Below are 13,359 nucleotides of genomic sequence, written 5' to 3'. Positions count from 1 at the left end.
TCCAAGACCATTCAGCAGGCCATCACCAAGATGGTGGGCGGCAAGTCCGTCACCATGACGCCCGAGATGGCCGAGGAATTCGGCCGCGAACTCGACGCGTTGCGCGAGCGCGTGGTCGCCGACCTCGGCGAGCGCGACGCCACCTACATCCGTCGGGTCATCAAGGCGCAGCGCGCCCTCGAGGTCGGTGGACGCGGGCTGCTCTTCGCAGGCATCCTTCCACCGGCGTGGATCGCGGGGACCGCCATGCTCGCGGCCTCGAAGATCCTGGACAACATGGAGATTGGCCACAACGTCATGCACGGCCAGTACGACTGGATGGGCGATCCGGCACTCACCAGCCGCAACTTCGAGTGGGACTCGGCCTGCCCGAGCGACCAGTGGCGGCATTCGCACAACTACATGCACCACACCCACACCAACATCGTCGGAATGGACCGCGACATCGGTTACGGCATCCTGCGAATGAGCGAGGATCAGCGGTGGAAGCCCTACTTCCTTGGCAATCCGGTCTACGCCTTCCTGCTGATGGTGCTGTTCCAGTACGGCGTCGCGCTGCACGAATTGGAGACCGAACGCATCACGTCCGGTGAGATCTCGATCGCGGACAAGCGCGAGATCATCAAGGGCATCTGGAAGAAGGTCAGACGTCAGTCGGCCAAGGACTACGTGGCCTTCCCCTTGCTCGCCGGCCCGTTCGCGCCGTGGGTGTTCACCGGGAACATGACGGCCAACCTGATTCGCAACGTCTGGTCGTATGCGATCATCTTCTGCGGTCACTTCCCCGATGGCACACAGGAGTTCAGTGTCGAGGAGACCGAGAACGAGAGTCGCGGCATGTGGTACTTCCGCCAGATTCTCGGCTCGGCCAACCTCACGGGTGGAAAGCTCTTCCACGTCATGAGCGGCAACCTGTCGTTCCAGATCGAGCACCACCTCTTTCCCGACATCCCGGCATTCCGGCACGCGGAGATCTCGGTCGAGGTCCAGGAGATCTGCGAGCGCTACGGCATTCCCTACAACAAGGGCCCGCTGCCGCAGCAGTTCGCCACCGTGGTGCGCAAGATCTGCAGGCTGGCGCTGCCCTGGCGTTGATCCATTCCGCTGATTTGTGCACCTGTACCCGCGCCGACCGCGGTGTTCTGTTTCGGGACATCGCTGACAGTTGTATGTCTCGGGACATCGCTGACAGTCATGGTGCCGGTTTGGGTTCGCGGGTGCGGTAGGTTCGCGTGGTTTTGTCGCCGGGTTGGTGTCGGCGGGTGGGGTCGGCGGTGAACTCGCGGACGAGCCTGGTGCCGCTGAAGATGGCGATGTGCTCGCCGTCGCGGATGCAGTCGCAGTCATGCCCAGCCCAGCGGAGGCCGACGTTGACGCGATACGGCGGGACTTAGAGGTTTCCGCCGATCTCGTCGACGGTGTGGCGGGAGACGAACACCGGTGCGGGCAGGGGCCGCTCGGCGGGACGGGCGGCTTCGGTGGCGGCGAACGCCTCGGCCGGAGTAGCTCCGTGCAACGCCCGGTGGGGGCGGTTCTGGTTGTAGAAGGCGCGGAACCCGGCGAGGAGCTCGTTGAGGTCAGCGAGGGTGCCAGGGGCGTCGTGGGCTCTGAGCCACTTCTTCAGGGTCTGCCAGAGCCGCTCGATCTTGCCGCAGGTCTGCGGGTGATAGGGCCGGGAGTTGATGGTGCGCACACCTAGGGCGCGCAGGTTGGCCTCGAACGCCGACTCGTATCCACGTAACCGCCCGCTGTACATGATTCCGTTGTCGGTCAACGACATTGACGGAATCCCGCACTCGGTGATCCCGGCCAGCATCACCGACCACACCAGCTCACCGGTACCCGCACCGAGGCCGGCAGCAAGCCCGACCAGGTAGCGGGAGTGATCATCAAGACTGCCCGCGATAGCCACCGCGGTGCCATCAGCCAGGTGCCACTCAGTCCAATCCGATTGCCAACACTCGTTGGGCCGCTTGAAGCAGAACCGCTTGGTCGCCGACTTCGGTCGTTTCTGGGGTTGTGGGGTGATGACGCCGTGGCGGGTCAGGATCCGCCATACCGTCGAGGGTGAGGGCACCTGGTCGAACCCGACGCGTTGCAACCTCCAGAGGATCGACTGTGGGCCATGGTCCAGCCCTGCGTCATACAACTCCTTGCGGGTGCGCAGCACCACCTCCTCGACCGAGGGCGGGGTCTGACCCGGACACGACACCGGCCGCCGTGACCGCTCCTGCAGCCCGTGGAGTCCCTCCAGAGCGAAACGCGTCCGGAACTTGTAGAAAGTCTGTCGACTGATCTTCTTCTCACGGCAGAACGCCGAGACGTTCTGCACCTGCCCCGCCAACGCCGACGCCATCCGAATGTCCATTGCCGTCACCTTCTGGGCCATGAACCATCCTGCTCAAGGCCCTACTCAGGTGTCAGCGATGTCCCGAGACATACAACTGTCAGCGATGTCCCGAAACAGAACACCGCGCCGACCGCGGGTGCGGGTGCACAAGTCGCGGTACTAGGTCTGGCAGACGGGGCACCAGTACCTGACGCGGTCGCCGCTGCCGTCCATCTCGATGGTCGTTCCGCACCGCCGACACGGGCGCCCGGCGCGGCCGTACACCCACAGATCGTTGCCGGGCCGGGTGTTCCCAGTGGTGGTCCGATTCACTCGGGATCGGTTCAGCCACAGCATGTCCCTGGCGCGCTGCACGATCCGCAGTGGATCCTTGACGCTGCTCACCGGTGACGTGGGTAGGCGTCCGGTGACGAAACCGAGCTCGTTGGCGTAGACGTTCCCGACGCCCGCCATCACTCGCTGGTCCAGTAGGGTCTCGGCCAGCGGCCGTTTCGGATCCGCCATCAGGTTCGCCGCCGCAGTCCGCGGGTCCCAGTCGTCGCCAAGCAGGTCGGGGCCAAGATGGGCGACGACGTCCATGTCGTGATCGCGCTTCAGGATCTCCAGGACCCCGAGGTCCACGCCCGCGGCCCGAGAGTCGGCGGTTTCCAGGATGATCCGGACTCCGTGGGCGGGCACGCGGCGGATCTGGCCACCCACCAGCCACGCGCCGTCCATCTTGAGGTGCGAGTGGATGCTCGCGTCGCCCACCCGGATGAACAGGTGCTTGCCGCGACTGAGCACCTCGTCGACCACCAGACCCGTCAGATCCACGGTGGCGAACTTCGGCACCCGCACGTCGCAACGCGTCAGCGTCCTGCCGGCCAGCGTCTCCCGCAGCTTGCCCGCTGTGCGGAAGACGGTGTCACCCTCTGGCATGACGTAAACGTACCCGCAGCGGCGCCACCTCGAGTTCTACCGAAGCCACCCCGCGCCGCCCAGCTAGGCGGTGGCTCACCAACGGCTGCCGATCATCTCCAGCGAAAGGTCCCACAGCCGTTCGGCATTCGACGGATCCAGCGCATAGGCCGCGACGCCACCCGTGCCGGGACCGCCGCGGTGGTCGACGACCGTGGCTTCGTTGCAGTTCTCGAAGTAGCGGCCACCGATGCCGTCCAGCAGGGGAGAGGCCGCCAACAGTGTCGACGTCGCGGCGCCCTGCTCGACGGTCTTGAAGTCCGATCCGCCCGCGCGAAAGGCCGTGAGCGCCTGCTCGGCGTACTCCGTCGGAAGGTGGCGCTGAAGAGGCGTGGCAATGCCGCCGGGCATCAGCGCATTGGCGACGATGCCGTCAGCCGACCAGCGACGGGTGGCCTCGACCGCGAACAGCACGTTGGCGGTCTTCGACTGGCCGTAGGCGCCGAACGGATCATAGTCACGGAACGCGAAGTCGATGTCGTCGAACACGACTGGCGAGCGAAGGTGGCCACCGGAGCTCACGGAGACGATGCGGGCTCCGCCCGCCGCGGCGAGTGCGTCGTGCAGGCCGACGGACAGCGCGAAATGGCCGAGATGATTTGTCGCGAACTGCATTTCGTGGCCACTGGCCGACATTGTCAGTTCCTGGATCGCCATCACGCCCGCGTTGTTGACCAGGATGTGCAGCGGACCCTGCCACGAGTCGGTGAAGGCGGAGACGCTGGCGAGATCGCTGAGGTCCAGCGCGCCCACCCCGGCCCCGCCGATGTCCGCGGCGACGCGATCGCCGGCAGTGGTGTCGCGGACGGCCAGGGTCACCTCGGCGCCCGCGTCGGCAAGGGCCCGTGCGGTCTCGACCCCGATGCCCGACGAGGCTCCGGTGACGATCGCGCGCTTACCCGTCAGGTCGACGCCCGCGATCACCTCCGCGGCGGTGGAGTCGAATCCGAACGGGGTGGTGAAGAGGTGCTCGCTCACGACTCATGAGAACACGAACGCCTCGGGACGTGTTCCCGATCACGCGGGAATGGCGTGCAGCGCCTTGGCGGCCTTCTCGTGCCGGTGCTGACGTTCGACGACCGCGAAGTAGAACGCGTACGCGAATGCGCAACTGGCGAAGAGGCTGCTCACGAAGAACAGCCACGGCCGCCGAATGCCGCGCCGATACCCGTCGACGATGGTGAACAGCGGGAGCAGGACGACGTTGATGATGGTGTAGTCCTGGCTGGCTGAGGCGGCCGCTGGGTTGACGTAGCCGAGTTGGATGAACTGCTGCCAACTGCCGGGGCCCCAGATCGGGTTTCCGCCCTCGACCGCGTACTGGTCCACGAACTGGTGGTTGAAGTAGTAACCGAGTGCGATCGACGCGATGCCGATCGCGTAGAAGACGATCTCCAGCACGGAGAAGGCCGGTCCACCCGCTGGGCGCGCGAAGACCTGTCCGTTGGCGCGGACGATCCAGGCGATGACGAGGAGGCCGAGGACGGCGTGAACGATGAGCGAGACCATGGCCCGATTATGGAGCGCGCTTACCGAAGTTTTGTCACTTTTGCCATTATGGGGAGTGGGGGCGCCCGTCAAAGCCCGCTGATCTTCACCGACTGCTCGGCTTGCTGGCCCATCAGGGTGGTGAACGCTTCGAGGACCAGCTCGCCGTGCTCGTTGGTGCAGACGTTCCTCGTCACGACGATGTCAGCGCCGAACCGCTCATCCACCGAGTGGATCTCCAGCCGGGCCCACAGCTTGTCCCCTGCGTAAATCGGCTCGTGATAGACGAACCGCTGGTCGACCTGGACGATGTTCATCGTCTCGATGCCGACGTCGACGCTGCGGAAGAAGTCCTGCTGGACGAGCAGCGCATAAACCGCAGTGAACGTCAGCGGCGCCATGATGGCCGGGTGCCCCTGTTCGGCGGCGGCCTTCTCGTCGAAGTTCGCGCCATCCTGGGATTGGACCGACTTGGAGTATTCGCGGATCTTCTCGCGGCCGACGATGAAGTAATCCGGATACTGGTGGACCATGCCACGGATGTCTGTCTTCAGCGCCACGTGTCACCCCGGTGAACGCACGTGCGGGGGCACCGCCGAACGGGGTCTTGACGGGGGTCTTGGTCAACGACTTTCACGACATTCCATATAACCAAATACTCGACATTGCTTCACTCCGAGGAGGCGTTCGGACCGGTCGGAGACGGAGTGATCTGCGTCTCGCGGGCCGGTTCACCGCAGGCGTAGTCCCCGGGGAGTGCGCGCGAAACCACTCGCGGTCAGGGCGTCGCGGACGGTCGCAAGCCGGTCGTCGGGAGCGGGATCGAGGACGGGACCGCCGTTGACCTTCTCCACCAGGAGGGACTGCAATCGTCTGCCGGCAACCAGCTCCGCCAACGCGGCCCCGGCCGCCCGGTTGGCCTCGGCGTCGTCGGAGTAGGACAGCAGCGACCGGCCGCCTCGTTCCAGGAACCACGCCAGCTCACCGTCGACCAGGACCACCAGCGCCCCGGCCTTGCGTCCCGGGCGGTGCGTCCCGTCGCCGGGCCACGGCAGCGCGGCTCCATAGGGATTCGCCGGATCGGTCGCCGCGAGCACGACCGCCTGATATGCGCGACGCTCCTGGTCGACGTCGTCGAGATAGGTCCGCAGCCTGTCCACCGTCGAGGCGACCGCGAATTGCGCACCACCGAGGGATTCGACGAAGTACCCGCGTTGGCAGCGCCCGGCGTCTTCCAGGGCGGAGAGCACCTTGTAGAGCATCGCGAAGCCGCCTGGCACGCCCTCGGCGGACCCCTTGGTCAGCACGCCGTAGCGGTTGAGCAGCAGCTCCGCCTGAAAGTGGGCCCGGATCGTCGAGTCCGGTTCGGCGGGCGGCAGCGCCGACCACCGGCCCGCCACCGTCGGCTCGGAGGTCCGGGTCTGGGCGTGCGCCACGCTGTAGCGACTCAACCGTGGCGGGCGGTGTCGCTGGCGGTGCGAACCACCACGGCGGCCCGTGCCTGCCAGCAACGCACGTACGGGAGCGAACGTGTCGCCGGTCACCCAGCCGGCCCAGATGAGTTCCCACAGTGCGGTTTTGAACTGCTCGGGATCCGTCGGCCCGTCACCGCCGAGTTGGCGGAAGAAGTACGCGCCGCCATGACCAAGCGTGTCGAGGATGGTGCGGTGGGTGTCGGTGAAATCGATCTCGGCGGCCGTGCCGAGTGTCATCTGCGCGGAATCGGCCGAGTGGAAGGTGATCCAGCCGTCGTTGCCGCCGATCTGGCCTGCGCCGGACCAGGTGACCTCGCCGGAGGCGAGCAATTCGTCCAGCATTGCGGGCTGGTAGTCACGGACGCGCTGGCCGAACACCAACGGCTCGATCGCCGAGGCCGGAAGCGACACTCCCGCAAGTTGATCGATGACGCCAGCCAACCCGTCGATGCCCGACACCTTCGAGGAGCCGAGCTGTTGCCACGCGGGCAGGAATCTCGCGTAGGCCGCGGTGCTCACGGGTTCGACCTGCGCCCGCAGCGCGGCCAGTGACCGGCGCCGCAGGATCTTCAGAACGTCTGCGTCACACCACTGTTCGGAGTCGGTGAACTCTCCGCGCACCAGCTTGCCGTCGACCGCCATGCGGCCGAGCACGTCCGCGGTGACCCGCACTCCGAGCCCGAAGCGGGCGGCGGCCTCAGCGGTGGTGAACGGACCGTGGGTGCGCGCGTAGCGGCCGAGCAATTCGCCAAGAGGATCGGCCACGGAGCCGGTGAAGCTCGCGGGGACGCCGACGGGTACGGCGATTCCGACGCCGTCGCGCAGCAGTCCGATGTCTTCGATGGCGACCCACCACGTCTGGCCAGCGAAGGTGACCGTCAAGGCGCGCCGCGCCGCCCGCAGGCCCTCCACCCAGCCCCCGACGTCATCGGCGGTGGACCGCTGCGCGATCTCCTCCTCGGTGAGCGGCCCGAGAAGGCGCAGCAGGTCGGCGACTGCCTCGGCGTCGCGCGCCGCGCGGTCGCGGGCGAGGTGCTGCAGCGCCGCGACGGTGGACTCGATCACCTGCGGGTCGAGCAGCTCGCGCAGTTCGACACGGCCCAGCAGTTCGGCGAGTAGCACGCTGTCCAGCGACAGCGCGGCCGCTCTCCGCTCGGCCAGTGGGCTGTCACCCTCGTACATGAACGCACCGACGTAGCCGAACAACAGCGACGCCGCGAACGGCGACGGTGTCGCGGTCTCGACCTCGAGCAGCCGGATGCGGCGTTGCGCAATGCGATTCATCACGTCGCGCAGAGTCGGCACGTCGTAGACGTCCTGCAGGCATTCGCGAACGGTCTCGAGCACGATGGGGAAGTCCGGGTACTTGCGTGCCACGTCGAGGAGCTGGGCGGCGCGTTGGCGCTGATGCCACAGCGGGGACCGCTTGCCGGGATGCCTGCGCGGGAGCAGCAGTGCCCTGGCCGCGCACTCGCGGAACCGCGACGCGAACAACGCCGATCCACCGACTTCGTCGGTGACGATGGGGTCGATCTCGTCGGCGTCGAATACGAAGAGCTCCGCGCCGGGCGGAGCGTCGTCGGTGTCGGGAAGCCGAAGGATGATCCCGTCATCGGACGCGGTGGGCTTCTCGTCGATCCCGTAGCGCTCACGGAGCCTACGCGTGACGGCGAGCGCCAGCGGGCCGTGGACGCGCAGGCCGTAGGGGGAGTGCAGGATGACGCGCCAGTCGCCGAGCTCGTCGTGGAACCGCTCGACGATGAACGTGGTGTCGGTGGGCACGGTACCGGTGGCCTGCCGTTGCTCGTCGAGCAGCTGCCACAGATTGTTGACCGCATAGTCGTTGAAACCCATTGCGTGACACTGTGCTTCGAACTCGCCGCGTGCCATGCCCGACAACCGGCCCGTGAAGGCGCCGATGGCGGCGCCCAGTTCGGCCGGCCTGCCGACGCCGTCGCCGCGCCAGAACGGCAGTCTGGCGGGCTGACCGGGAGCGGGAACGACGAGCACTCGGTCGTGGGTGATCTCGGTGATGCGCCAACTGGTGGCGCCGAGTGAGATGACGTCGCCCGGCCTGGACTCGTAGACCATCTCCTCATCGAGTTCGCCCACGCGGGAGGGCTTCTCGGACTCGGCGCTCGAGGCGAGGTACACCGTGAACAGGCCGCGGTCGGGGATCGCGCCACCCGAGGTGACGGCGAGGCGTTGCGCCCCCGGTCGGGCGGTCAGCACGCCTGCGTCACGGTCGTACACCAGCCGCGGCCGCAGCTCGGCGAACTCGGTGGACGGGTACTTGCCCGAGAGCAGGTCCAGCGTCGCCTCGAAGGCGCTGCGGGGGAGCGTCGCGAACGGGGCGCTGCGGCGCACGGCCTCGAACCACCGGTCGGCGTCAAGGGGTTCCAGGGCCGCGGCGGCGACGGTGTGCTGGGCGAGCACGTCGAGCGGGTTGGCGGGCACCCGCATGGTCTCGATCTCACCGGCCAGCATGCGCTGCACGGTCACGGCACAGTCGATGAGATCGGTGCGGTGCTTGGGGAACAGCACGCCGCGGGAGATCTCACCGACCTGGTGCCCGGCGCGCCCGATGCGCTGCAACCCACTGGCCACCGACGGCGGTGCCTCGACCTGGATGACGAGGTCCACCGAACCCATGTCGATGCCCAGCTCCAGGCTGGACGTCGCGACGACGGCCTTGAGCCGCCCGCTCTTGAGGTCCTCCTCGACAAGGGCGCGCTGCTCCTTGCTGACCGAGCCGTGGTGTGCCTTGGCCAGTAGTGGTTCGGCACCGTAGCTCTGACCGCTGCCCATGATGTGAGCGGGCGAGCCGCCACCGACCGTCGGATTGTGTTCCACTACGAGATCATTCGCGGTGCGTTCGGCGTGGATCTCGTTGATCCTGGCGGTGAGTCGCTCGGCAAGGCGTCGCGAGTTGGTGAAGACGATCGTCGACTGGTGGGACTCGATCAGGTCGACGACGCGGCCCTCCACGTCGGGCCAGATCGAGTTCTCCACCAGGTTGGCCATGTCCGGCACGGGCACCTCGACCGACAGGTCGAACGTCTTGCCCGCCATCGGCGCGACGATGGTGGTCGGTGCCGCGCCGGCGAGGAACCGCGCGACCTCCTCGGGTGGACGCACGGTCGCCGAGAGTCCGATCCGTTGCGCGGGCTTGGCCAGCAGCTGATCGAGACGCTCTAAGGACAGGGCCAGGTGCGCGCCGCGTTTGGTGTCGGCGACGGCGTGTACCTCGTCGACGATCACGGTCTGTACGTCGGCGAGGGTCTCCCTGGCTGCCGAGGTCAACATCAGGAACAGTGACTCGGGCGTGGTGATCAGGATGTCGGGCGGCCTGGTGATCAGCTGCCGCCGACGGGCGGGCGGGGTGTCGCCGGAGCGGACCCCGACGCTGATGTCCGGCACCGCGACGCCTTGGCGTTCCGCGACGCGGGTGATCCCCGTCAACGGTGTGCTGAGGTTGCGCTCGACGTCGACGGCCAGCGCCTTGAGCGGCGAGATGTAGAGCACGCGGGTGCCCGGCTTGGCCGACGCCGACGCGGGCTTGGGACCCGCGGTGGCCAGCTGGTCGATGGCCCACAGGAAGGCCGCAAGGGTCTTTCCGGAGCCCGTGGGTGCGATGACCAGAGTGTTGTGCCCGCCGGCGATCGCCGCCCACGCCTCGGCCTGCGCGGCGGTGGGTGCCGGGAAGGTGCCCGCGAACCACTCCCGCACGAGCGCGCTGAAGCGGCCCATCGGATCGGTGGTCTTGGGGGCCATCCCGCCATAGTGCCCGCACCCACCGACACCGGTGCCGAAGTCACTCGACGTCGGGGATCCCTGGCATGCGGGCGATGGCGTCGAGCAACGAGTGCGCGCACGCGTCGGCGACCTCGGCGGCGTCGATCGACGGGTCGATGACGCGCTGGCGACACATCTCGAAGGTGAAGGCCAGCCAGCCGTAGACGAGCACGCGGAGGGCGCGCTGCACCTTGTCGTCCAGCGGGCCGTCGAGTGCCTCGGTGACCCGGTCGATGATCCGGTTGGCCTGCCGGTCGTTGTCGACGTCGTCGATGCCCCGCAGGACCGGGTCCGAACGTCCCATCCCCATGTAGGACGCCCATGCGCCGTGCGGGTGGGCCTCGTCGTAGTGCAGGTAGGCGAGCACGCCCGCCCGCAGCTGTTCGAAGAGGCTCAACCCCGGTTGCGGAGGCGTGTTGGTGGCCTCGAAGAGGCGCTCGCCCTCGGCGCGCACGACGGCGGCGAAGAACGCCCGCTTGTCCGGGAAGTAGTGGTACATCAGCGCCCGCGAGACGCCCGCCCGTTCGGCGATCTCGTCGATGCGGACCTCGTCGTAGGGCCGTTGGCCGAAAACCTCGGCACCAAGGGCGAGGAGCTCGCTTCGCCTGTCGTCGGGGGACAGCCTTCTGCGATCGGGCACCCCGACATCGTAATTGACAGCTGTGCAACAGCCGGGTAGGTCGCCATTGCCGTCAACCTTGTCGTCCCACGAGGTTGTTCGTCGTCGCCGCCTGCTGGCCACCACCATGGGGGAAGTAAGAAGTAAAGAGCGTGTTTCGACTGTTAAGAGTTGTCGAATCAAACCCGCAAACGTCATGACGTTGTTACGTTGTGACGTATGGCGTGGGACGACGAAGAACTGTTGGTGGGGGCGATCCCGCTGTGGTTTCAGATCAGCGAGCGGTTGGTCACCGCTTTGGACAAAGGCGAGTTCGAAATCGGCGACGCGTTGCCGTCCGAGGCCGAGCTCAACCGCCGCTTCGGTGTGAGTCGGACGACTGCGCGTGCCGCGCTCGACCATCTGGAAACGCAGGGGCTCATCGAACGGCGGTCCGGCCGCGGTTCGATTGTGTTGCCGCCCAAGGTCGATCAACCGCTGCAACGGATGTCCAGTTTCGCCGAGGACATGCATGCACGCGGCTGGACACCGGGCTACGCCGAGCCGGAAGCCAGTATTGTGCGCGCATCAGGTGACGTCGCCAGCGCGTTGGCTATCGAGCGGTCCAGTCGGGTGGTCTTCTACTCCCGCCTTCTTCTCGCAAATGACGAGCCCATCGGCGTCAGCGAATCCTGGCTTTCACCGGTAGCAGTTCCGGCCACCAAATCCGTCATGCGGCAAGTCACCGAAGCGACTTCGCTGTACACCTGGCTGGAGACCGGGCGGGGCTTCCGAGTTTCCGGCGGTAGCGAGGTCATCGAGGCCGGTATTGCGGGAGAAGTGCTATCGGAGAAACTGAACATCGACCTCGGAGCGCCCGTTCTGATCGCCCGCCGCGCGGCCCATGACGCCAATGGAATCCCCATCGAGTACGTGTGTCGCCACTATCGGGCCGACCGGTATCGCTACCGTACAGAGCTCCAGCGGCGATGACCGAGAAAGGCGCCCTTTTCGTGGGTGACATGAGCTGGGACACAACGGTTGTGGTAGACCAGCTGCCAGGTCCGGACGAGAAGGTCATTGCATCGAGCCTCGTCGAGTCCGTCGGCGGCGTCACCGCGAACGCCGCCATCGCATGTTCCCTGGCTGGCACGCGCAGCAGGCTGTTGACCTGTCTCGGCACCGACTTCGCGGGCACCTCGGCACTGGAGGCCGCCGAACGGACGGGCCTCGCCGTCACAGCCCACATCTCGACCGACCATTCGACCTGTAGAGCGCTGATCACCCTCGACGGCAGCGGTGAGAAAAGGCTGATCCTGGCACCCAACGCGGCTATGTACCCACCCGATTCATGCGCTCGGGACGTCGACCTGACTGAGGTCGCCTGGGTGCACACCGCCCTCTACGACCTGGACTCCGCGGCGCTGATCGTCCAGCGGTGCCGCGATCAGTCGATCTCGTGGTCTGTCGATCTCGAGCCGGCCACGATTCCCCGCTCGCTCGACGAACTCGAACCGCATCTTCGTGGTTGCACGACCGTATTCGCCAATACCCGCGCAGCCCAACGCCTGGGTACGACAATGGCGGAAGATCTTCGGTACCTGGGTGTTCAGGAGATCGTGGAGACGCTGGGACCCCACGGCGCGCGACTCGTGACAGACCGGCGAGTGGTACGGATCCCCGCGCCGGACATCTCGGCTCCGGTCCTCGACACAACGGGCGCCGGTGACGCGTTGGCCGGTTGGTTCGTCTCCGAACGTCTGGCGGGCCAGACGACGGAGGCCGCACTGCGGACCGCCGTCGACGCTGCGTCCTACACCGTGAGATTCCGTGGCGCATCAGCGTCGTATCCCAACCGCCGCGCCTTGGCGGCACAACCCGTTCGATAAACGCGAGAAGGAAGTAATCCCGATGGCACCACCCATGGTCCACCCTGCCCGCCCCAGTGTGCTCGGTGAGATTTTCGCTCGAACCAAGCCCATCATCGGCGTTGTTCATCTCAAGCCACTGCCAGGCGCACCACGCTACGGCGGTGAACGTGTCAAGGACATCTACGCCGCGGCCGTTGAGGACGCGAAAGCTCTTGCTGCAGGCGGTATCGACGGCATCATGGTCGAGAATGCCGGCGACATGCCCTTCTCCCGCCCAGAGGACATCGGTGCCGAGACAGTCGCGGCACTGACCGCCGCATGCGTCGAGATCACCAGTGCCGTCGACACTCCAATTGGTATCACGTGTGTCGCAAACGGTGTGATTCCCGCCCTGGCGGTTGCGAAGGCGTCTGGCGCGAAATGGGTCAGAGCCAATCAGTGGGTCAACGCCTATGTCGCCAACGAAGGTTTCATGAACGGCCCTGCCGCGACTGCCTTACGCTACCGAAAGGCGATTGACGCCACCGAGGTAAGAATTCTCGCCGATGTCCACGTCAAGTTCGGCGCCCATGCCATCACCGCGGATCGCAGCATCTCCGAACAGGCAACAGACGCAGAGTGGTTCGACGCCGATGTCCTGATAGCGACAGGCACCCGTACCGGATCACCGACCAGTCCGGCAGAAGTCAAAGAGGTGCGGGCGGGCACGAACCTACCAGTCATCGTCGGATCGGGAATGGACCCAGACCAGCTGGGTTCGCTGTTCGAAGTTGCCGACGGAGCCATCGTCGGCCAGTGGCTCAAGCGAGATGGACGGTGGTGGAA

Annotated in this window: 11 protein-coding genes; 4 read left to right on the top strand and 7 right to left on the bottom strand. The window is 66.5% G+C overall.

The genetic code is table 11. The annotated features are described in order from the left end of the window. The first annotated feature begins 9 nt into the window (after positions 1-9). Complete coding sequence (locus tag ACRDUX_RS17320) at positions 10-1,095, top strand: fatty acid desaturase family protein (RefSeq protein WP_526415252.1); 1,086 nt, start codon at positions 10-12, stop codon at positions 1,093-1,095. A gap of 295 nt (positions 1,096-1,390) precedes the next feature. Here the strand turns inward: ACRDUX_RS17320 and ACRDUX_RS17315 are convergent, their stop codons facing one another. The 7 genes from ACRDUX_RS17315 to ACRDUX_RS17285 all read right to left on the bottom strand — a co-directional run bounded on the left by ACRDUX_RS17315 (position 1,391) and on the right by ACRDUX_RS17285 (position 10,705). Continuing rightward, positions 1,391-2,389 carry an IS481 family transposase gene (locus ACRDUX_RS17315; RefSeq protein ID WP_526415251.1) on the bottom strand — a complete coding sequence of 333 codons (999 nt, stop codon included), beginning with the start codon at positions 2,387-2,389 and terminating at the stop codon, positions 1,391-1,393. A 120-nt stretch (positions 2,390-2,509) separates the two neighbouring features. Beyond that, a complete protein-coding gene (nei2, locus tag ACRDUX_RS17310) occupies positions 2,510-3,268 on the bottom strand; it encodes an endonuclease VIII Nei2 (protein ID WP_526415250.1) in 759 nt (252 codons plus the stop codon). A 75-nt stretch (positions 3,269-3,343) separates the two neighbouring features. Next, positions 3,344-4,285 (bottom strand): SDR family NAD(P)-dependent oxidoreductase, encoded by a 942-nt coding sequence (locus ACRDUX_RS17305; RefSeq protein ID WP_526415249.1) that lies wholly within the window; start codon positions 4,283-4,285, stop codon positions 3,344-3,346. A 39-nt stretch (positions 4,286-4,324) separates the two neighbouring features. Continuing rightward, a complete protein-coding gene (locus tag ACRDUX_RS17300; RefSeq protein ID WP_526415248.1) occupies positions 4,325-4,816 on the bottom strand; it encodes a DUF2834 domain-containing protein in 492 nt (163 codons plus the stop codon). Between the two features lie 68 nt (positions 4,817-4,884). Further along, positions 4,885-5,355 (bottom strand): (3R)-hydroxyacyl-ACP dehydratase subunit HadC, encoded by a 471-nt coding sequence (gene hadC, locus ACRDUX_RS17295; protein WP_526415247.1) that lies wholly within the window; start codon positions 5,353-5,355, stop codon positions 4,885-4,887. Between the two features lie 171 nt (positions 5,356-5,526). Then, positions 5,527-10,044, bottom strand: a complete 4,518-nt coding sequence (locus ACRDUX_RS17290) for an ATP-dependent helicase (RefSeq protein WP_526415246.1) — start codon at positions 10,042-10,044, stop codon at positions 5,527-5,529. A gap of 40 nt (positions 10,045-10,084) precedes the next feature. Then, entirely contained in the window at positions 10,085-10,705 is a 621-nt protein-coding gene (locus ACRDUX_RS17285; RefSeq protein WP_526415245.1) for a TetR/AcrR family transcriptional regulator, read from the bottom strand. Positions 10,706-10,903: 198 nt separating this feature from the next. Between ACRDUX_RS17285 and ACRDUX_RS17280 the strand changes: the two genes are divergently transcribed. The 3 genes from ACRDUX_RS17280 to ACRDUX_RS17270 all read left to right on the top strand — a co-directional run. Next, entirely contained in the window at positions 10,904-11,656 is a 753-nt protein-coding gene (locus ACRDUX_RS17280; protein ID WP_526415244.1) for a GntR family transcriptional regulator, read from the top strand. Between the two features lie 50 nt (positions 11,657-11,706). After that, the gene (locus ACRDUX_RS17275) at positions 11,707-12,552 is read left to right on the top strand and encodes a carbohydrate kinase family protein (RefSeq protein ID WP_526415243.1); all 846 of its coding nucleotides are present in this window, start codon (positions 11,707-11,709) and stop codon (positions 12,550-12,552) included. Continuing rightward, positions 12,494-13,359, top strand: an 866-nt coding sequence (locus ACRDUX_RS17270; protein WP_526415242.1) for a BtpA/SgcQ family protein, incomplete at its 3' end; no start/stop codon positions are given. The genes ACRDUX_RS17275 and ACRDUX_RS17270, both read left to right, overlap by 59 nt.

Source organism: Mycobacterium sp., assembly GCF_050701675.1.
In the GTDB taxonomy this organism is placed as follows: Bacteria; Actinomycetota; Actinomycetes; order Mycobacteriales; family Mycobacteriaceae; genus Mycobacterium.
Note: the sequence above shows the minus strand (reverse complement) of the source record. Positions and strands in the feature narration are given on the sequence as shown.